The sequence below is a fragment of the Ruegeria sp. BC1 genome (assembly GCF_056539305.1).
Map to the genome: position 1 here is coordinate 206,822 of NZ_JBQFUT010000001.1, position 19,383 is coordinate 226,204.

16 protein-coding genes are annotated in these 19,383 nt (G+C 56.4%); 5 read left to right on the forward strand and 11 right to left on the reverse strand.

Going from position 1 to position 19,383, the window contains the following annotated elements; all coding sequences use genetic code 11:
* The first annotated feature begins 14 nt into the window (after positions 1–14).
* Positions 15–644 carry a TRAP transporter small permease subunit gene (locus ACR0IY_RS01035; protein ID WP_480669901.1) on the forward strand — a complete coding sequence of 210 codons (630 nt, stop codon included), beginning with the start codon at positions 15–17 and terminating at the stop codon, positions 642–644.
* A 3-nt stretch (positions 645–647) separates the two neighbouring features.
* Positions 648–2,051, forward strand: a complete 1,404-nt coding sequence (locus tag ACR0IY_RS01040) for a TRAP transporter large permease (protein WP_480669903.1) — start codon at positions 648–650, stop codon at positions 2,049–2,051.
* Positions 2,052–2,194: 143 nt separating this feature from the next.
* Here ACR0IY_RS01040 and ACR0IY_RS01045 read toward each other — a convergent pair whose 3' ends face one another.
* Genes ACR0IY_RS01045 through rocF form a run of 3 tightly spaced genes read right to left on the reverse strand, consistent with a single transcriptional unit; the run spans position 2,195 to position 5,085 of the window.
* Complete coding sequence (locus tag ACR0IY_RS01045; protein ID WP_480671095.1) at positions 2,195–3,238, reverse strand: ornithine cyclodeaminase; 1,044 nt, start codon at positions 3,236–3,238, stop codon at positions 2,195–2,197.
* Between the two features lie 6 nt (positions 3,239–3,244).
* Positions 3,245–4,165, reverse strand: coding sequence for a citrulline utilization hydrolase CtlX (gene ctlX, locus ACR0IY_RS01050; protein ID WP_480669904.1), 921 nt, complete (start codon positions 4,163–4,165; stop codon positions 3,245–3,247).
* Positions 4,165–5,085, reverse strand: coding sequence for an arginase (gene rocF / locus ACR0IY_RS01055; RefSeq protein ID WP_480669905.1), 921 nt, complete (start codon positions 5,083–5,085; stop codon positions 4,165–4,167). The genes ctlX and rocF overlap by 1 nt, the downstream gene beginning before the upstream one ends.
* A gap of 86 nt (positions 5,086–5,171) precedes the next feature.
* Here rocF and ACR0IY_RS01060 point away from each other — a divergent pair, with 86 nt between their 5' ends.
* On the forward strand, positions 5,172–5,600 hold the full coding sequence (locus ACR0IY_RS01060; protein ID WP_480669906.1) for an Lrp/AsnC family transcriptional regulator: 429 nt from the start codon (positions 5,172–5,174) through the stop codon (positions 5,598–5,600).
* Positions 5,601–5,690: 90 nt separating this feature from the next.
* Positions 5,691–8,300 carry a bifunctional lysylphosphatidylglycerol flippase/synthetase MprF gene (mprF, locus tag ACR0IY_RS01065; protein WP_480669908.1) on the forward strand — a complete coding sequence of 870 codons (2,610 nt, stop codon included), beginning with the start codon at positions 5,691–5,693 and terminating at the stop codon, positions 8,298–8,300.
* A gap of 3 nt (positions 8,301–8,303) precedes the next feature.
* Here mprF and ACR0IY_RS01070 read toward each other — a convergent pair whose 3' ends face one another.
* From ACR0IY_RS01070 to ACR0IY_RS01095, 6 genes are all read right to left on the reverse strand, one after another.
* Complete coding sequence (locus tag ACR0IY_RS01070) at positions 8,304–9,866, reverse strand: efflux transporter outer membrane subunit (RefSeq protein WP_480669909.1); 1,563 nt, start codon at positions 9,864–9,866, stop codon at positions 8,304–8,306.
* An 11-nt stretch (positions 9,867–9,877) separates the two neighbouring features.
* Positions 9,878–11,023 carry an HlyD family secretion protein gene (locus ACR0IY_RS01075; protein ID WP_480669910.1) on the reverse strand — a complete coding sequence of 382 codons (1,146 nt, stop codon included), beginning with the start codon at positions 11,021–11,023 and terminating at the stop codon, positions 9,878–9,880.
* A gap of 21 nt (positions 11,024–11,044) precedes the next feature.
* A complete protein-coding gene (locus tag ACR0IY_RS01080; RefSeq protein ID WP_480669911.1) occupies positions 11,045–11,407 on the reverse strand; it encodes a DUF3302 domain-containing protein in 363 nt (120 codons plus the stop codon).
* 34 nt (positions 11,408–11,441) lie between these two features.
* Positions 11,442–12,011, reverse strand: coding sequence for a disulfide bond formation protein B (locus tag ACR0IY_RS01085; RefSeq protein WP_480669913.1), 570 nt, complete (start codon positions 12,009–12,011; stop codon positions 11,442–11,444).
* A 9-nt stretch (positions 12,012–12,020) separates the two neighbouring features.
* Complete coding sequence (locus tag ACR0IY_RS01090; protein WP_480669914.1) at positions 12,021–12,176, reverse strand: DUF5993 family protein; 156 nt, start codon at positions 12,174–12,176, stop codon at positions 12,021–12,023.
* 115 nt (positions 12,177–12,291) lie between these two features.
* Positions 12,292–13,053 carry a DeoR/GlpR family DNA-binding transcription regulator gene (locus ACR0IY_RS01095; RefSeq protein WP_480669916.1) on the reverse strand — a complete coding sequence of 254 codons (762 nt, stop codon included), beginning with the start codon at positions 13,051–13,053 and terminating at the stop codon, positions 12,292–12,294.
* 186 nt (positions 13,054–13,239) lie between these two features.
* Here ACR0IY_RS01095 and glpD point away from each other — a divergent pair, with 186 nt between their 5' ends.
* Positions 13,240–14,829 (forward strand): glycerol-3-phosphate dehydrogenase, encoded by a 1,590-nt coding sequence (glpD, locus tag ACR0IY_RS01100; protein ID WP_480669917.1) that lies wholly within the window; start codon positions 13,240–13,242, stop codon positions 14,827–14,829.
* A 45-nt stretch (positions 14,830–14,874) separates the two neighbouring features.
* On the opposite strand, the gene ACR0IY_RS01105 is transcribed toward glpD, so the two are convergent.
* Positions 14,875–18,012: an efflux RND transporter permease subunit gene (locus tag ACR0IY_RS01105; RefSeq protein ID WP_480669918.1), complete on the reverse strand. Its 3,138-nt coding sequence runs from the start codon at positions 18,010–18,012 to the stop codon at positions 14,875–14,877.
* Between the two features lie 3 nt (positions 18,013–18,015).
* Positions 18,016–19,182 (reverse strand): efflux RND transporter periplasmic adaptor subunit, encoded by a 1,167-nt coding sequence (locus ACR0IY_RS01110; RefSeq protein WP_480669920.1) that lies wholly within the window; start codon positions 19,180–19,182, stop codon positions 18,016–18,018.
* Positions 19,183–19,383: the final 201 nt, after the last annotated feature.

The following is a 19,383-nucleotide window of genomic DNA, read 5'->3' on the forward strand; positions in this document are numbered from 1 at the left end:
AGGGGAACACCGGAATGGCAGGACAGGCCACGGTGCTTGAAGATGGCAGCCGGCTCAGTCGGTTGGATCATCACTTATTGGGGTTGGAACGTTTTCTGGCATTAATCAGCGGCCTTGCTGTTTTTGGTTTGATGGTTCTGGCCGTCGTCTCGGTCAGCGGTCGTAACGCGATCAATGCGCCGCTGCCGGGCTATGTGGACTGGATCGAACAGGCCATGCCGTTGATTGCCTTTCTGGGCATTTCATACGTTCAGCGCGATGGTGGGCATATCCGGATGGATATCGTGATCTCGCGCTTGCATGGCCGTGCGCTTTGGTTGTTCGAATTGATTTCGGTGATCCTGATCCTTGTTCTGATGCTGGCGTTGGTTTGGGGCAGTTGGTCCCATTTCGACCGGTCCTTCGACTTTAGTGCGCCTTTATGGAGTCGGGATAGTTCCATTGACATTGGTATCCCTCTCTGGCCCGCAAAACTGCTGGCCCCCATTGCGTTCTCGGTTTTGTGTGCCCGCCTGGTGTTGCAGATCTGGGGTTATGGCCGGGCTTTCATAATGGGGCTCGAAAGCCCGGTCGCTGTTCCTCTTATACAGGACACAGCCGCACAGGCCGCTGCCGAGGCTGAACAATTCGAAGGGCAGGACTAGCAGATGGACACGATCGAGATTGGCCTTTGGGTCACGGGTGGCCTTCTGGTTCTTGTCGTCACCGGCATGCGCGTGGCCTTTGCTGCCGGCCTGGCTGGGCTGGTGGGGCTGGTCTGGATTTTCTGGGCCAAGTTTGGCTACGATCCTGACCGGTTTGGCAAAGCGTTGACGGTTGCTGTCAAAACGGCAGGGCAGGTGCCGCACTCCAAAGTGGCTGCGCACACGCTCAGTCTGATCCCAACCTTCATCCTAATCGGGTATCTGGCCTATTACGCGGGGCTGACGCGGGCGCTGTTCGAGGCTGCAAAACGTTGGGTGGCATGGGTGCCGGGCGGACTGGCAGTCTCGACAGTGTTTGCCACTGCGGGCTTTGCTGCTGTGTCGGGCGCGTCTGTCGCGACTTCTGCCGTGTTTGCACGCATTGCCATCCCCGAGATGCTGAAGGTCGGATACAACAAGCAGTTCGCGGCCGGGGTTGTCGCGGCGGGCGGTACGCTGGCCTCACTGATCCCGCCTTCTGCGATCCTTGTGATCTATGCCATCATCGTCGAGCAAGACGTGGGCAAATTGCTATTGGCTGGCTTCATCCCCGGTGCATTTTCTGCGGTAATTTACGGATTGCTGATTGTGGGCATTGCGGTCGTCTTCAAGACCGTTGGGCCTCCGGTTCGTGGCTTCACTTGGAAAGAACGCTTTTCATCCTTGCCCGGCGCGTTACCAATAGTCGCTGTAATCCTGATCATAATCTGCTTTGTTTACAACCCGTTTGGTGAAAAGGCTTGGGGGACCCCGACTGAGGGTGGGGCGATCGGGGCATTCATCGTCTTCTGCTTCGCCCTGTTTCACGGCATGCGCTGGCAACAGCTGAAGTCGGCGCTTTTGGAAACTGCCAAGCTCACCGCGATGATATTTACGATCATCTGGGGTGTTCTGATCTATGTCCGGTTTTTGGGGTTTGCCGACCTACCGGGAGCTTTCTCAGACTGGATCACTTCGTTGGAGATGTCTCCGATGCTGATCCTGATATGCATCCTTTTGGCCTACGCCGTGCTGGGCATGTTCATGGATGCCATCGGAATGCTGCTGCTAACTTTACCGGTCGTCTATCCGGCAGTCATGGCGCTGAACGGAGGCGAAACTGTCAGTGCTGCCGAAAGCACCTTTGGCATGTCAGGACCGATGTGCGCGATCTGGTTCGGCATATTGGTGGTTAAGATGGCCGAGTTTTGTTTGATCACACCGCCAATCGGTTTGAACTGTTTCGTTGTTGCGGGCGTGCGCCCCGATCTGAGCGTTCAGGATGTGTTCAAAGGCGTGACGCCCTTCTTCATCGCCGATGGCGTCACCATCGCATTGCTGGTCGCGTTCCCCGGCATCGTGCTCTACCTGCCGTCGCTAGCCGGGTGAGCATAGAAAGTAAGCGAGGCTCTGCCTCGCGCTTTGGGATAATTGAGGCCAGATGAAGAACCGGATCCATACTTGGTCTGGCTGAAAAACTCCCTGGGGATTTGTCCGAAGGGCGGCGGGGGCAGAGCCCCCAGTTGGACAGGTTACTCAGCCCGCATCAACATCCCGTACAGATCACGCGGGTCGTCTGGATCAGCCAGCATGTCCAAAGGCTCAAAGAAACCAGTGCCTTCGATGGCAGTCTTGATATAACGAAGGGCCGAAAAGTCCTCGATCGCAAAACCGACACTGTCGAACAGAGTGATCTGGCGGTCGTCACGACGCCCTTCGGCTTGTCCGGTCATGACCTGCCACATCTCAGTCACCGGGTGATCATCGTCTAATGCCTGAATCTCACCCTCGATCCGCGTTTGCTCGGGGTACTCAACAAAGATTTCCGAACGCAGCAGAATATCGCGGTGCAGTTCCGTTTTGCCGGGGCAGTCACCGCCGATGGCGTTGATATGCACGCCGGGGCCAACCATGTTGTCGGTCAGGATCGTGGCGTATTTCTTATCAGCCGTACAGGTCGTGATGATCTGCGCCCCCTCAATCGCCTCTTCGGGGGTTTTGCAAGGCACAACGGTCAGACCTTTGCCTTGCAGGTTGGCGGCGCATTTCGCTGTGGCATTCTGGTCTGTGTCGTACAGCCGAACGGTGTCGATACCGCACATGGCTTTGAAGGCCAGACATTGAAACTCGGATTGGGCTCCGTTGCCGATCATCGCCATCACGGATGACGACTTTGGTGCTAGATAACTGCCCACCAGTGCCGAGGTCGCTGCAGTGCGCAGGGCGGTCAGCATCGTCATTTCGGTTAGCAGAGTGGGGTAGCCAGTATAGACATCGGCCAGAAGACCAAAGGCGGTTACGGTCTGCAATCCTTCGGATGTGTTTTTTGGGTGGCCGTTGACGTATTTGAACCCATAGGCCTCACCATCCGAGGTCGGCATCAACTCGATCACGCCATGGGGTGAGTGGGCCGGAATACGGGGCGTTTTGTCAAAGCTTTCCCAGCGTTTGAAATCGGCCTCAATCTGGGCTGCGATCTGGGTGATCATCTTCTCGAGGCCAATGTGATGCACCAGACGCATCATGTTGTCGACGGATACAAAGGGCACTAACGCCTTGTCAGAAGGTTGCATCAGGGTCTCCTATCGGCGGGAAAGATGGATGCCGGCGATCATACAGCGCACGGACCCACCGGCCGTTTCAATTGTTGGCACCGAAAGCGGCAGCAGTGTAGCGTTGGCTTCGATTATTGCGATTTGTTCGGCGGTCAGTGCGGCACGCGCCCGGCTGGACAGAGCCAGCATCAGACCGTTCCGGCCAGTGAGCTCAATGGCATTGCCTGCAAACTCGGCGATCTGCTCGTGGCTGAGATCAATGACCGTGCGGCCGGATTCCTCAAGCCGCATTTTGACAGTCGCGCGCCGCTCGGCGTCGGTGATCATATCCAGGCAGATCAGGGCGAATCCGGTACCTATGCCCATCAGGACATTGGTGTGATAGACGTCGCGCCCTTCCGCATCCTGTGCTTCAAATACAATGGGTTCATAGTTGAAATGCGTGCAGAAACGTTCAAGCAGAACGGGATCGGCGCGATTGGATTTGACCGTGTAGGCAACGCGGCCGATGTGGTCCAACACCATGGCACCAGTACCTTCCAGCGCAAGCTTGTCCTGTTCCAGACCAGAGTAGTCGATCACATCCTGAACGCGATATTCCTGCTTTAGCATTTCAATAACGTCTGCGCGGCGTTCGCGTCTGCGCGATGGAACAAACATCGGGTAGATCGCCACATGTCCGCCCGGATGGGTGGAAATCCAGTTATTCGGGAACACACTGTCGGGAGTGTCGAACTGACCATGGTCGTCAAAGACGTGGACACGCACGCCAGCACCGCGCAGTTGCGCGACAGCCTTGTCGTGCTCATCACGGGCCTGGGCGGATGTGGCTGCAGCCGAACGATCTGCCAGGGTCTGGAACGCATTGTCATCGCGTGTCTCGGGGTTTGAGGCAAACGCGTGCGGCCTGACCATGACAACGGCAGAGGGAGCCTGTAGGGACTGCATCAGAAGCTCCGGGTTGGGCGGTCAAAGATGCGGCGCCCCATCAGCGAGGCGGCCAGATCGACCATCAGTTTTGCGGTACGGCCACGTTCGTCGAGGAAGGGGTTCAACTCAACCAGATCCAGCGAGCAGACCAAGCCACTTTCGTGAAGCAGTTCCATGACCAAATGCGCTTCACGCTCGGTCGCGCCGCCGGGGACGGTGGTGCCCACGGCTGGGGCGATAGAAGGATCCATGAAATCGACGTCCAGCGAGACGTGTAGAATTCCGTTTGCCTCCCGTACACGGTCGAGAAACGCGATTAAAGGCGCTTTGATCCCATGTTCATCGATGCTGCGCATGTCTGCCAGCATCGCGCGGTCCTGTTCCAGTCTGGCGCGTTCGGCAGGGTCGACCGAGCGCAGGCCAATCATGCCCACTCGATCCGTCGGAACTGGCGCGGACACTGTCGGGAAGGCGTCGAACCCGGATTGTCCGGTGAAATAGGCAACCGGCGTTCCGTGCAGGTTGCCGCTGTCGGTGCTGTCAGGGGTGTGGAAGTCGCTATGGGCATCCAACCACAAAACGAACAAGGGTCGCCCGATCTGTTCGGCATGCGCAGCCATTCCAGCGACAGTTCCCATCGACAAAGCATGGTCACCGCCCATGAATATAGGCAGGCCATTGGGGGCAGTGTTCTGCGCAGTGCGGCTGAGAGCACTGGTCCAGCCGACACAGTCGGGCAGGGCGAACAGATGCATATCATCGGGTACATCGACCCGATCAGGGGCAACATCGCCAATATCTGAAACGTCGTGTCCCAGATTAGCCAAGGCCCGATCCAACCCGGCCACACGATAGGCGTCGGGGCCCATGCGGCAGCCTTGTCGGCGCTTACCCGAATCCATCGGTGCGCCAACCAATATCACGTGTTTTTTGTCCATATGAGACCTTAAACAGACAAGGCGGGTTGCGAAAAGAAGGCAAAATGTTCAAAATGAAACTTAGATGTACAATTTGAGAAGATGCTATGGACGAACTGGATAGTCGACTGCTGAACGCTCTGCATCGTGATGCGCGGGCGTCGCTGTCCGAGCTTGCCGAAACGCTGGGGGTCACTCGCACCACCGTTCGCGGCCGTCTGCAACGCCTGAAGCAATCAGGCGAGATCGTTGGTTTTACCGTGCTCACCCGGCAGGACGTGGCGCAAAGCCCTGTTCGGGGGTTGATGATGCTGGAAATCGAAGGCCGCGGGACCGAGCGAACTATGGCCAGAATCGCCGCAATGCGTCAGGTGCGTGCCATTCATTCAACCAACGGCAGCTGGGACTTGATTGCGGAAATCGGAACTGAGACTCTGGCTGAATTGGACGAGGTTCTGTTCCAGATTCGAAGGATGGAAGGGATCACCCGGTCCGAGACCAATCTGCTGTTGTCCACACGCAAAGGGCGTGTCTGAACCCTTGTAGTGCTTTGTGGTTTAAAGAAATTGTGCCAGAGTTGACCTGCGCCGCAGAGCCGTCAAAGCGCCTCAGAGCAGGGAACGATCATGACCACGCACGAGACAGACAAAGAACTCTGGGCCGTACGTCTTGCCGAGCGCGCGACGGGGTTTCTTGAAAAGCCTGTGGTCAGGATCGCGATCCCCATTCTCGTTACGTTAATCGCGCTTGTTGTGCTGCACGAATTGTCTCAGCACGTGAAATGGGCGGATGTGCAGACCGATGTGGCAAACACAACATGGAAACTGATGTTCTTCGCGCTGTGCTGGACCTGTTTCAGCTTTTTGTCGCTGTCCATGTATGACGTGTTAGCTGTGCAAAGCGTGGCGGATGGAGAGGTTCCGCTGCCCATCGCAGGCTTAGCCGGGGCTAGTGGTTATGCCGTATCAAATTGTCTTGGATTTTCCTACATCACAGGTACGGCGATCCGTTACCGTATTTACGCCTCGCTCGGATTGGACCTGAGCCGCGTTGCCGGAGTCATTGCGACCTCGTGGATTGCATTCTGGTCAGGGTTTGTGCTGCTGATGGGTGGTCTTCTGACATTGCACCCGGACGGGGTCTCCAAAGTTTTGCCGATTAGTGACACGACGGAAACCGTCATTGGTCTTTGTCTTCTGGCGGCGTTTGTGACGCTGTTCATTTGGCTGGCAAAAGGCGGGCGCAAGCTGGCGTACGGCGGTTTTGGCTTTAATCTTCCCGGAGGCAAGCTGACCGGTCTGCTGACATTGGCGGCGGTGGGCGACCTGTTCGGCGCATCCATGACCCTTTATGTATTGATGCCGGACGACCTGGGGGTGGGGTTTCCCTATTTCTTCACCATTTATATCGGCGCGATCGCCGTCGGTATCCTCAGCCATGCTCCAGGCGGGATCGGAGCGTTCGAGGCGACGCTAATTGCCGGGTTAGGGGCCTCGGGTCGTTCAGACGTGATCGCGGCCTTGCTGCTATATCGGTTGGTTTACACGTTTCTTCCCTTCGTCATCGCGAGCTTGTCGATCGCCATTGCATCAGCCTTGACGCACCGTCGCCATATCAGTGGCGCGGCGACATGGGTTTACCGCGCGATACGTCCTATCGTTCCGATGGTGGCCGCGGGTGTGGCAGCCGTTGCAGGGATCATCTTGCTGGTCTCAGGGGCTTTGCCATCCAGCAGCCAGAACCTTGGCATGTTGCGTGACTTCCTGCCGCTGTCTTTTGTCGAGGCGTCTCATTTGGCGGGCAGCGCTGTTGGCGTATTGCTGATACTTGTATCGCGTGGCCTGTACCGCAAACTTTACCGGGCATGGATCGTGGCCATGTTGCTCATGGTGGCGGGGTTCGTGGCCTCGCTGACCAAGGGATTGGATACGCATGAAGCGATCGGCATGTTGGCCTCTATCGCTGTGCTGGCCACGTTCCGGGGTGCATTTTATCGCGTTAGCGGTGCGTCTATTTTTCGGCTGAACATCCCTTGGCTTGTGAGTGTCGTGGCCCTGCTGGCTGTTATTTTCTGGGTTGGGTTATTCGCCTATTCTCATGTCGAATATCAGAATGCGCTTTGGTGGGACTTTGCCTGGAACGGCGACGCGTCGCGCTTCTTGCGGTCCAGTCTTGTGGTGGCGGTCATTCTTGGTGTAGTGGCTGTGAATTCTCTGTTCGGGCGGGAGATCCCCGTGCCGGTTCGCACCGAAATTCCGCCGGTCGTCGAACGTCTCGCACTGGAAAGCGAAGATACAGAGGCCCAGATATCGCTAACCGGCGACAAGCAGTTCCTGATCGCACCGGATGAGAATGCCTTTTTAGCCTACGCCGACACCGGCAACGCGTTGATCACCAAGGGTGAGCCTGTGGGCGATGAAAAGGCGGGTCAGCAACTGATCTGGCAGCTGCGTGAAATGGCCGACCGCGAGGGCAAGCTTTGCGCGTATTACAGTGTATCCACCAAATACCTACCGACTTTTTTGGATCTGGGCCTGTCTATCCTAAAAATCGGCGAGGTCGCTCGCGTGCCGCTGAAGGACTTCTCGCTGGATGGTAAATCGCGTAAACGGTTCCGGCAGGCCAAAAGCCGGGCCGAGCGTGAAGGCTATGTGTTCGAGATCATACCGAAAGAGAAACTGGCCCCAATGCTGCCGGAGCTTAGGAAAATCTCGGATGACTGGTTGACCCGCAAAGCGGGCGAGGAAAAGGGGTTTGCCCTTGGCGGGTTTGATGACGCTTACCTGTCCTATTTCGACCATGCGGTGCTCAAGAATGGCGATACCGGAGAGATCGTCGCGTTTGCCAATCTGTTCCAGGGCGGCCACAAATCTGAGCTGTCACTCGACCTGATGCGGTACGAACCCGACAGCCCCAGCTTTGTCATGGATGCCTTGTTCGCCGAGATGATGTCATGGGGGGCAGAGCAGGGGTTTAAGTGGTTCTCGCTGGGTGCTGCGCCGTTTTCAGGGATCGAGAACCGGCAGCTGGCCTCGTTCTGGAACCGCGTTGGCGGGTTTGTCTATGAGCACGGCGAGCAGTTCTATCACTTTGAAGGGCTTCGGTCTTTCAAGCAGAAATTTGATCCGGAATGGAGCCCGAACTATCTGGCCAGCCCCGGTGGGTTCGCGGCCCCGCGCATCCTCTACGAGGTGAATATCCTGATTTCTGGTGGGTTGCGTGGGCTGACGAAATAGGGGTCAATTCAGGCTTGCGCGCGTCGGGTCTTTCTCGAGCAGGTCACCCCAATCGGTGCGATAGGCCATTTCGGCCAGCACGGTTTCGGGCAGGAATTCCTGATTCTGGCGGATTTGCCAGCCGCCCCCGAGCCCTTTGTAGACCGCTACGAGATTGCTGGACACCTGCTGCTGCGCTTCGATCAGATTGGCCTGAGATCGCAGCAATGCTGTTTGCGTGTTCAGAATACGGGAATAACTGGCGATGCCGTCGCGATATTGATCGACGGCGATCTGGGCGGCCTTGCGCGACGCGTCAACGCTTTGCTGATAGTACCCAACCTGCTTGCGCGACTGGGAATAGGCGACCATTGCACTTTCAACTTCGGAATAGGCAGTCAGAACGGTGTTCTGATAATTGGCAATCAGCGCCTGATAAGCCGCATCCTGCGCCCGCACGTTGTTCTTGATCCGACCATAGTTCAAAACGTTCCAGACCACCCCGGCGCTGGCCAGCCCTGTATTGCTGCTGGAGCTGAACAAATCCCGCCCGCCGGACGCTTGCAAGCCAATGGCCCCCGATAGGATGAATTGCGGGTACAAGTCGGCCAATGCAATCCCGACCTGCGCCGATTGCGTGGCGGCTGCCAGTTCGGCGGCGCGAACATCCGGACGGCGGCGCAGCAATTCCGCTGGAACGCCGACAGCCACGTTAGTTCGTGCAGTTGGGATGCGCCCCGAGTTGCCCAGCAGGGCGGTCATGCGCGAAGGCGTTTGACCCAAAAGGACAGCCAACGCGTTCTTGGCCTGCTGAATGTCGCTTTCAAGTTCGGGAACCAGCGCCTTGGTATTGTTCAGCAGGGCGGTAGATTCCTGCACGTCCAGTTCGGTCGTTACCCCGTTGTTGAAACGCAGTTGGGTCAGGTCGGCGGATTCCTGTTGCAGCTGGATGTTCTCACGCGCAACGGCCAGAGATTCCTGCAGAGCACGGATGTTGACGTACAACGCCGCGACATCGCCAGTCAGGGTAACCAGCGCGTCATCGTAATTAGCCACTTGCAGCGCCAGATTCGAGCGGGCCGCCTGCACCCCGCGGCGTTGTTGACCCCAGACATCCAACTCCCATTGAGCATCAAACCCCACCTGCGAGGTCGAAAACTCGGTATCCAGAGGGATGATCCGGCGGATATCCGAGACTGGCCCAAGGTTTCCACTGATCTGACGCCGCTGGAGCGATCCTCCAATGGCCTGTGACTGAGGGTACAGTTCTCCGAATGCGATGCCCAGCTGCGCGCGGGCCTGCAGAACACGGGCACCGGCCACTTGCAGGTCAAGGTTTTGGGCATAGGCCTCGGCAATCAGCTTGTTCAGTGTCGGGTCGTTGAATGTCTCCCACCATTTCACCACCGGGGCGCTGCGCGAGGTAAGGCCGCTTTGGCCCGCGCTGGGGCTGTTCACCTCGATCCATTGCTTAACGACCGGAGAGTTCGGGCGCACGAAATCCGGCCCAACCGGTGCGCAGCCGACGAGCAGAGCCGCACATAGTGCTGTGCCGATCAGTCTGCGTTGGAGTCTGCCGCGGGTCATGTCATGTGTCCTTAAATATCCAATGGTCGTATGAAGTTGGCGAAGGAATAAAGGCGGATGTTGATGCGCCGCAGGAATTCAAAGCTTTTGCCTTGTCCGGTATAGATTGCCACCGCCGCGTGGCCACCTGCGGGAAAGGTGTGGCTGTCCGGGATATCGACGGAAATCTGTACTGCTATGCGACCGGGTAGTTTCGGTAACTCAAAGCCGGGCAGGCGACCCGAGGGCAGGTACTGGCCCTGTCTGGTGGCCCACCAGATCGCCTCGACCTTGCCCTTCAGAATTTCGCCGGGGTACAGATCAAGCGCCACCTCAACCTCTTGGCCCGGTTCGACGAACTTCAGGTTCTGCTGACGGTAAGTGGCCAGAATATAGGGGTTATCCTTGGTAACAAAGCTGGCGATCGCACCCAGACGGATATCGCCGACCACAAGGCCGGGGCGCGCCTGCTGCGACACGATCATGCCGTCTTCGGGCGCGTAGATCGTTGTATTATCAAGGAAATACTGCGCTTTGTCCAACTGCGCCTGTGCTTGAAGGATGCCGGTATTTACCCCGTCGATCTGCGAGTTCAGCGCCAGTTTAGCCTTTTCCAGGTTGGCTTCGGACTCTTTGATCTGAGCCTGATCTTCGGTTACCTGTTCATTCCAGCGGTCCAGTTCATCTTGACGTGCGCCGCCCGCCGGAACCAGGTTTTCATAGCGCGCCTGTTGGGCCAGCGCATAGGTCAACTGAGCATTTGCGCGCTCGACTTTTTCGGCGGCAACAATGACATCCTGTTCAAGAATTTTGGCATTTTGCTGGGCCGAAACCAGTTGCGCGGTAGCCTCCTCAACCTCCAGCGAGAATACAGTGTCGTCGAAACGATAGAGCGGGTCGCCCTTTTTCACCTCGGTATTCGGCTCGACCAACACTTCGGTCAGGATAGTGGGCTCGGTCAGGCGCGGCACGATCTGAATGGTCGAGCGGACCACATGGCTGTCAATCGAGAACGGCTGAAAAAACCGCAGCGCAACCAGAAAGATCAACAGTAGATGTGCGCCGACCCAGAAGGACACGACGCCCCACATGATGTTGAATTTTAGCCATTTTACCTTGAAGAAAATGAACCAGACGAAAATGATGTAGAACAGCGTAATGCCGAGGGCGACAAACATATTCTGTGACTTCCTTTGGCCTTAGCTCTTCTGCGACTCGTCGGGATCGAGCGGGTCGCGGTATTCTTCATTCAACGTGCCGCCCAGCCGTTTGATTTCCTTGCGGACGGCGTCACGTTCATCTTCTGGCATACGGCGGATATCAACGGTGGTGCCGTCGTGGAAGGCCCAGATGAAGGCATGAACCCACGGAACGATGGCCAGAAACCCCATCCAGCCCATGATCTTGACAGCTTCGGCATGAGGATGATTGCGTTTGATCGCGATGCGCCCCGGCAATCCCATAATGAACAGAAACAACGCCATCACCGCCGCAAGCAGCAATATCAGCGCCAGGAATGTCAGATAGTCATAGTAGCCCAGCGGCTGCCCCAATAACCCCATGCTCGTGCCTCCTTTTGGGAAGGTTGTCCCATCCTCAGCCGTTGTTGCCCATTTCGTCAATCAATTTGTAGCTGGTCGGAGGATCTGCGCAGATTCCGGGTCCGCATTCGAGCAAAGCCGATACAGCGTTCACGGCCGCCAGACCCATCATGATGAAAAAGGCCGTCTTAGCCAATGTGCTGCCACCAAAGCGGGGTTCTGCATCCTCTTCATCCGTATATTGGCGGTCAAATAGCAGCATGAATGCTGTGCCCAGCAGGATAAGAAAAAAGCAGATCGCAGCCCAGGTATAGTAGTGCAGACCCAGTACCGGCGACCCGTAGTGGCCGGTTCCGGGGACGATATGCAGCAATATCTGGCGGACCGCCACGCTGCCACCGAACAAAGCGGCAATCAACATGATGGCATAATGCTGTGGCCGTGCCCCATACAAAAGGTTCAGACCCAGCCCTACACCCACGGCCACAAATCCGACCCTTTGCAAAAGACACAAAGGGCAGGGTAGTTCGTAAAGCCTTAGTTGGTATACAAGCGCCAACGCCAACACGAGGCTGACAACAAGCAAGCCAAGGGCATTCAGGGTTCGTGACAGTTCTGGTGTCATTCCGGCCTCCTACAACTGGATTGTCAGTTGGCTGGTGGCGTGAAATTTAAACCAGTAGACGCTCAACGCCAGCGTGAAAAAGAACAGCACGTTGGCTGCGGTTGTTCTTTTGTAATAATTTAGCCCCATCGTGGCAGTAAGTAACGCAAACAAAAGCGCTATCATGGCCCGGCTCTCCCTTCGCGCGCAAAGATATCTGCTTGCGTGGATCGTGTCAGATGAATGACTTTCTGACAAGAAATTGATTTCTGAATTCCCGTTTAATGCGAAAAGCTTAGGGTTATTCACACACTGCTACCCGTGTTTCCCACTCCGCGCATTTTCGCGTCAGATCAATTGGCAAAACGTGATCGGTGTAGAACGTGTCCACCTCTGAAAGGGAAGCTATGCGCGCAGGTGCGGACCGCTGGAATTTGGAATGGTCAGCTACAAGGCTGGTCTGGCGGGCTTGCGCGATTATGGTCTGGCTGACCCGAACTTCCTGAAAATCGAAATCGAGCAGATCGCCGGATGTATCCAGCGCCGAGCACCCGATGATGGCGTGGTCGAATTTAAACTGCTCAATCGTCGAGATGGTCAGATTGCCGATTAAACCTCCGTCCGAGCGGCGCAGAACACCGCCTGCCACCACGATCTGACAATTTGTGTTGTCGACCAGAATATTAGCGACATTCATATTGTTGGTCACAACCATTATGTCCTTATGGTCTAGCAATTGCCGTGCGACAGCCTCGGTCGAAGTGCCGATATTCAGGAACACGGATGCTCCGTCGGGGATATCCTGGGCGCACCTGCGGGCGATGCATGCCTTGGCGTCCTGATTCAGGTCGCGGCGGTCCTCGTACCCGATATTAGACACGCCCGAGCGCAGCACAGCACCACCATGCACCCGGTCCAGTTTGCCCATGTCAGACAGCTCGGAAAGATCACGGCGGATGGTTTGGACGGTGACGTCAAACCGCGCGGCTAGGTCATCGACCATCACGCGGCCGTTCTGTCTGGCGATGTTCAAAATGTCTGACTGGCGAAAGGAAAGAGACACTGGATGCTCCAAACTGATTGCATTCGTTTTTGTTCTTTTAGGTTCATATTGCAAGGGTTGGGGGAAAACATTGAGTGAATTAGTTGAAAATTCGATAAAACGAAAAAAAACGAAAGGTAACATTGACGAAACGAGGAAGCATAGGGTTAATAGGCGCGCGTTTCCACAGCTAGGAATCATCCGTAAATGGAACAGACTGACGACCAGGTTTCTGATCTTTTTGTCATTGGCGGCGGCATCAACGGTTGCGGTATTGCGCGGGATGCAGCCGGGCGCGGGCTTTCTGTGACATTGGCCGAAATGAACGACCTGGCCTCGGCAACATCATCCGCGTCGACCAAACTGTTTCATGGCGGGTTGCGGTATCTTGAGTTTTTCGAAATTCGCCTTGTTCGCGAAGCCCTGATGGAACGCGAGACTTTATTGCAAGCTATGCCGCATATCAGTTGGCCGATGCGGTTTGTGCTGCCGTACCACGCTGACATGCGGTTTGATTCAGAAACACCTACCTCACGACTGCTGAGCACGGTCATGCCCTGGATGCGTGGGCGCAGACCGGCCTGGCTGATCCGGCTTGGGTTATTCATGTATGACCATCTGGGCGGGCGCAAAATCCTACCGGGGACAACGGCTGTGAACCTGAAGACTGCACCAGAGGGGCAGCCTTTGCAGGACAGGTTCGAAACCGCCTTTGAGTATTCGGATTGCTGGGTCGAGGATTCTCGGCTGGTTGTTCTAAATGCCCGCGATGCTGCAGCGCGTGGCGCAAAGATTTTGGTTCGGACCGAGGTTCAGTCAGCAAAGTGCACTGGCAATTTGTGGGAGATCACAATCCATGACCGGAACACCGACAAAACCCGTGTGGTCAAAGCCAGAATGCTGATCAACGCCGGTGGACCATGGGTTGGGGACATCATTCAGACAAAGATCCAAGTGAACTCGCGCGAAGGCGTCCGGTTGGTGCGCGGCAGTCATATAGTGACCCGCAAGCTGTTCGATCACGACAAGTGCTATTTCTTTCAAGGAGAAGACGGGCGCATAATCTTTGCCATACCGTATGAGCGTGATTTCACCCTCATCGGAACCACTGACCAGGATCACCCGGACCCCGCCGAACCTCCGGTCTGTACTGAGGCGGAACAGGACTATTTGTGTGCGTTTGCAACGAAGTACTTCAAAAAACCCGTCACGCGAGAGGACATTGTCTGGACCTATTCCGGCGTGCGTCCGTTGTACGACGACGGTGCCAGCAGTGCGACCGCTGCGACAAGGGATTACACTTTGAAGGTGGATGTACAGGGTGGGGCACCCGTGCTGAACGTCTTTGGGGGGAAGATCACAACATACCGGCGACTGGCAGAAAGCGCGATGGAAAAAGTGGCCGAGCATTTCCCCAACCTGTCGGGGCCATGGACCGCAGGAGTCGCCCTTCCCGGAGGAGATTTTCCCGTGGACGGTATGCAGGATCTGGTCGTTGGCTTGACGGCAGACTACGCCTTTTTGAACCATGCTTGGGCAGAACGTCTTGTTCGCGCATACGGCACCGAAGCACGTTCAATTCTAAAAGATGCGAAGTCTGCAGGTGATCTTGGAGAAGATTTTGGTGCCACGCTGACAGCGCGCGAGGTCGAGTGGCTGATGGATGAAGAATACGCGCGTAGTGCAGAAGATGTTGTATGGCGCCGGAACAAGTTGGGGCTTCGGCTAAGCGCCGATCAGGTGGCCCGCATTCAAAGTTGGATGGATCAGCGCGCGGCCCAAACTGTCGCGGCCTGAGCCCTTGAAAAAAGCCCCGCCAAGTTGGCGAGGCTTTCGATTTTGTTATGCGGTTTCCTCAGAAGGTCCGGGATCGTTCTTTGTCCCCTTGATCCACTCTCTCAGGCCTTGCATCACAGCATAGAGAACGGGCACCAGAATAACGCCGACCAGCGTTGCGGCAAGCATCCCGCCAAATACAGCGACACCGATAGCTTTCTGGCTGGCCGCACCCGCGCCATTGGCAGCCAGCAGCGGAACAACACCCAACAAGAAGGACAGCGCCGTCATCATCACCGCGCGGAAACGCTGGAATGCCGCTTCGGCTGCCGCATCTTTGATCGACAATCCGTTGGCCCGTTGCTCCATCGCGAATTCGACAATCAGAATTCCGTTCTTCGAAGCCAGCCCTACAAGCATGATCATCCCGATCTGCGTATAGAGGTTGATATCACTGCCTACGATCGCCACAGCGGCCACAGCCCCGAACAGGGCAACGATCACCGATAGAAGGATCGACACCGGCATCGTCCAGCTTTCGTATTGCCCCACAAGGAACAGATAGCCAAACAGGATCGCCAACCCGAGGATGACGATCACAAGGCTGCCTGACGCCAGCTGTTGCTGCGCCGTACCAGTCCATTCAAACGCATAGCCAGGGGGCAGGGCGGTTGCCGATTCCTCGGTCATGACATTGATCGCGTCGCCGCTGGACAGCCCCGGTGCCGGAACCGCCGTCACCGTCGCCGAGCGGAACAGGTTATGCCGTTTCAGCAGCACCGGCCCCAGTACGTTTTCCACGTCTATCAGCGTTCCCAGCGGAACCATCTCGCCCTTGGTCGAGCGCACGTAGAGGTTAGAGATATCATCGACGTTATCGCGATACGACCCATCGGCCTGTATCATCACGCGGTAAACCCGCCCGAACAGGTTGAAGTCGTTTACGTAATACGAACCAAGCTGCGCCTGCATGGTCTGGAATATCTCGGCCACGGATACTTGCAGCGTTTTGGCTTTCTCGCGATCCAGATCGACGAAAAGCTGCGGCACGTTCGCCCGGAATGTCGTGTATGCCTGACCGATTTCAGGTCTCTGGTTGGCCGCGTAAACAAAGGACCCAACAGCCGAGGCCAGATCCTGAGGCGAGCCTCCCCCGGTTTGCTGCACCTCCATCTCGACACCAGCCGACATACCCAGACCCTGAATGGGTGGCGGGTTAAAGGCCACGATCGAAGCGGCAGACTCCGCATTGGAAATGGCCAGAACCTTGGCCAGAATTGCATTGGCGCTTAGGTCTTCGTCCTGACGCTCATCCCAGTTCTCGAGGTTCACAAAGATCGCCGCGCCGTTGGTTGTCGTACCGTTGAGCAACGAGAAACCGTTAACCAGCACGGTGCTGGCAACGCCGGGAATCTCTCGTATCTGGGCGTCAACGCGGGCGGAAACCGTCTCGGTCCGTTCCAGCGTTGCAGCGTCAGGCAACTGGATATCCACGAACAGATAGCCGTTATCCTCAAGCGGGATAAATCCGCTGGAGGTGTTCGACATGATGGTTCCCGTTCCCATAGCAAGGGCGACGATGATGCCCAGTGAGATCACAGGAATGATCAGCATCTTTCGCACGATGGCGACATAGCCACTGCGCACCGATCCAATGAACCGTTCGAATACAGCCAGCAGTCCCTTGGGCGGGCCAGAGCGTGCCTGCAAAACAAGTCCGCACAGAGCTGGCGACAGGGTCAGCGCGTTGATCGAAGAAATCACAACAGCGGTTGAGATGGTCACGGCGAACTGAGAATACAGCCGCCCCGAGATGCCGGGCATGAAGGTCACCGGAACGAACACAGCCAGCAGAACCAGTGTCGTCGCGATGACTGGACCAGTGATCTGAGCCATGGCCTTGCGGGTCGCTTCGGCAGGGGGCAACCCTTCATCTGCGATGATCCGTTCGACGTTTTCGACTACGACGATGGCGTCATCAACTACGATCCCGATGGCCAGCACCAGCGCGAACAGCGAGATGGTGTTCAGCGACATACCGAACAAAAGCAGGAACGCAAACGTACCAATCAGTGAGACCGGGATGGCGACGGCCGGAATGATCGTCGCGCGCCAACTGCCCAAGAAGATGAATACGACTGTGATCACCAGCGTAAATGTCATGATCAGGGTCGTGACGACGTCACTGAGGGACTGTTCCACAAAATCGGTAGTGTTGAACGGAACCTGATATTCAACATCGGTCGGGAAGGATCGAGACAGGCGTTCAAGCTCTGCCTGAACCCGTTCTGACACGGCCAGAGCATTGGCCCCCGGGGCCTGATAAATGCCGATAACAGTCGCTGGGACGGCCTGAAAATAGCCCGAAGCGGAATAGAACTGCGCACCCAGCTCGACGCGCGCGATATCTTTTACCCGTACGATCGAGCCCGCATCCCCGGTTCGGATGACAATGTCACCGAACTCGGCGGCTGAGGTCAGGCGGCCTTTGGTCTTGATGGTGTATTGAAAGGTTTGGCCTTCCGGCACTGGAGGTGAACCGATTGAGCCAGCCGATACCTCGATATTCTGTTCACGGATGGCATTGATCACATCACCGGGTGTGATGGACAAGGCTGCCATCTGGTCGGGGTCCATCCAGATCCGCATCGCGTATTCCAGGTTGGTCAAGACATCGGCCTTGCCAACGCCCTGAACCCGCGCAAGCGCGTCTTTCAAATTGATTGAGGCATAGTTGGACAGAAACACGCTGTCATAAGTGCCGTTGGGCGAGGTCAGCGTCACGAGCAACAGCATGTTGGTCGACGCCTTCTGCGTGACCACGCCCGAGGACGTCACCTCGGTCGGCAGCGAAGACATGGCCTGCGCCACACGGTTTTGTACGTTGACCGACGCAATATCGGGGTCGGTACCGACCTCGAACGTAATATTCAGTGAGTAAGAACCATTATCAGACGAGGTGGACGTCATATAGATCATGTCGTCCACGCCATTCACCTGCGCCTCGATCGGTGCGGCGACGGTGTTTTCCACGGTCTCGGCGTTTGCACCGGTATAGGTGGTGGTCACACTGACCACCGGCGGCGTGATATCCGGGAACTGGGCCACTGGCAGAACCAGATAGCCGATGCCGCCCATGATGGTCAGGACAAGCGAAATAACGAGCGCCAGCTTGGGCCGGCTGATGAACAGGGCAGAGAACATCGGTTACTCTCCCGGCTGCTCAGACGCCACGACGGCATCGACAGCGACACCGGGGCGGACCCTTTGAAGGCCTTCGACGATAACGCTTTCACCTTCGCGCAACCCATCTGTAACTATGATGGCCGTTCCTACAGTGTCGCCGGTGGTGATATAGCGCTGTTCCACCATCTGCTGGTCATTGACGACCAATACAAACTCTCCACGTTGATCACGCTGAAGCGCAGCTTGTGGAACCAAAACCTGCAGTGTCGGTTCCAATGCTTCGATCTGTACGCTCAGGAACTGACCGTCGATGATCAGACGGTTGGCATTGGCGAACTCCGCTCGGACGGTGATCGCACCGGTCAAAGGATCAATGCGGTTGTCAACAAACACAATTTCACCGGTTTCATCCAATTGAGTGCCATTGGGCAGCGTCAAATGCACATTCGGGCTTTTGTCGCTTTCGGCAAGGGATGAAGGGTTCTCGCCAACTTGTTGAAGAACTGTGGTGAACTGCTTTTCGTTCAATGAGAAATTCACATAGATAGGCGCTTCACTCACCAAATTGACAAGCGGTGGGTTCGTCGGCCCCACCACGTCGCCGACACTTGTCGTGACGCGACCGATGCGCCCGTCAAAGGGCGCGTGGATTTTGGTATAACTCAGGTCCAGTTCAGCTTGTTGGATCGCTGCATTTGCTGCTTTTACCTCGGCCTCTGCGACCAATTCATTAGCGCGGGCAATGTCGCGTTCCGATTCCGGCGTGGCATCACGTTTGTAAAGCTCTTCCTTCCGGGCCAAGTCGACTTTGGCCAGTTCCAGATTTGCCTGGGCCCGGTCAAGGTCAGCTTTTCGGGCCTCTAGCGTTGCTTCATAAAGATCGGGCTCAATGGTAAACAGCAGGTCATCCTTGGCAACCAGCGCGCCATCCTCAACATCCTGGCTTTCCAGAAAACCGTTGACCCGGGCGACGATGTCGACCTTGTCAATCGCTTCAGCGCGGCCGATGAAAACGGCTTCATCCGTGATTTCCTCTGTGTAGGCCGCTGCAATCGAGACTTTCGGCGGTGGCGCGTCGCTTTGATCCTGAGCCAAAGCCATTTGTGCCATGCCCAGACAGACCAATGCGGCAAACGCCCGAGTTGGTCTATTGGGACGGAAATAGAAATTCTTCAATGCAGGGGACATGGCAGGCGCCTCGTTAATTCTACGGATTTTGTGCCAAGGCGGTTCGGCCGCCTGGACGAGTCGATTGAATTCCGGATCAGGATGGCCGTTTTGCGACTATATCTCAAGCTTGTTGAATACGATTTGCTGCTGCGGATGCGCAGAAATTTTCTCGGTGACAGGCCAACTTAGGCCGGTAAGTTGGATGATATAGCCTTAAAA

Coding starts and splice junctions, on each gene's coding strand:
- glpD (WP_480669917.1), top strand. CDS start 13,240: ATGGAACAGACTGACGACCAGGTTTCTGATCTTTTTGTCATTGGCGGC.
- ACR0IY_RS01070 (WP_480669909.1), bottom strand. CDS start 9,866: ATGACCCGCGGCAGACTCCAACGCAGACTGATCGGCACAGCACTATGT.
- ACR0IY_RS01080 (WP_480669911.1), bottom strand. CDS start 11,407: ATGGGGTTATTGGGGCAGCCGCTGGGCTACTATGACTATCTGACATTC.
- ACR0IY_RS01085 (WP_480669913.1), bottom strand. CDS start 12,011: ATGACACCAGAACTGTCACGAACCCTGAATGCCCTTGGCTTGCTTGTT.
- ACR0IY_RS01110 (WP_480669920.1), bottom strand. CDS start 19,182: ATGTCCCCTGCATTGAAGAATTTCTATTTCCGTCCCAATAGACCAACT.
- ctlX (WP_480669904.1), bottom strand. CDS start 4,165: ATGCAGTCCCTACAGGCTCCCTCTGCCGTTGTCATGGTCAGGCCGCAC.
- ACR0IY_RS01075 (WP_480669910.1), bottom strand. CDS start 11,023: ATGTTTGTCGCCCTCGGCATTACGCTGTTCTACATCATTTTCGTCTGG.
- rocF (WP_480669905.1), bottom strand. CDS start 5,085: ATGGACAAAAAACACGTGATATTGGTTGGCGCACCGATGGATTCGGGT.
- mprF (WP_480669908.1), top strand. CDS start 5,691: ATGACCACGCACGAGACAGACAAAGAACTCTGGGCCGTACGTCTTGCC.
- ACR0IY_RS01090 (WP_480669914.1), bottom strand. CDS start 12,176: ATGATAGCGCTTTTGTTTGCGTTACTTACTGCCACGATGGGGCTAAAT.
- ACR0IY_RS01040 (WP_480669903.1), top strand. CDS start 648: ATGGACACGATCGAGATTGGCCTTTGGGTCACGGGTGGCCTTCTGGTT.
- ACR0IY_RS01060 (WP_480669906.1), top strand. CDS start 5,172: ATGGACGAACTGGATAGTCGACTGCTGAACGCTCTGCATCGTGATGCG.
- ACR0IY_RS01105 (WP_480669918.1), bottom strand. CDS start 18,012: ATGTTCTCTGCCCTGTTCATCAGCCGGCCCAAGCTGGCGCTCGTTATT.
- ACR0IY_RS01035 (WP_480669901.1), top strand. CDS start 15: ATGGCAGGACAGGCCACGGTGCTTGAAGATGGCAGCCGGCTCAGTCGG.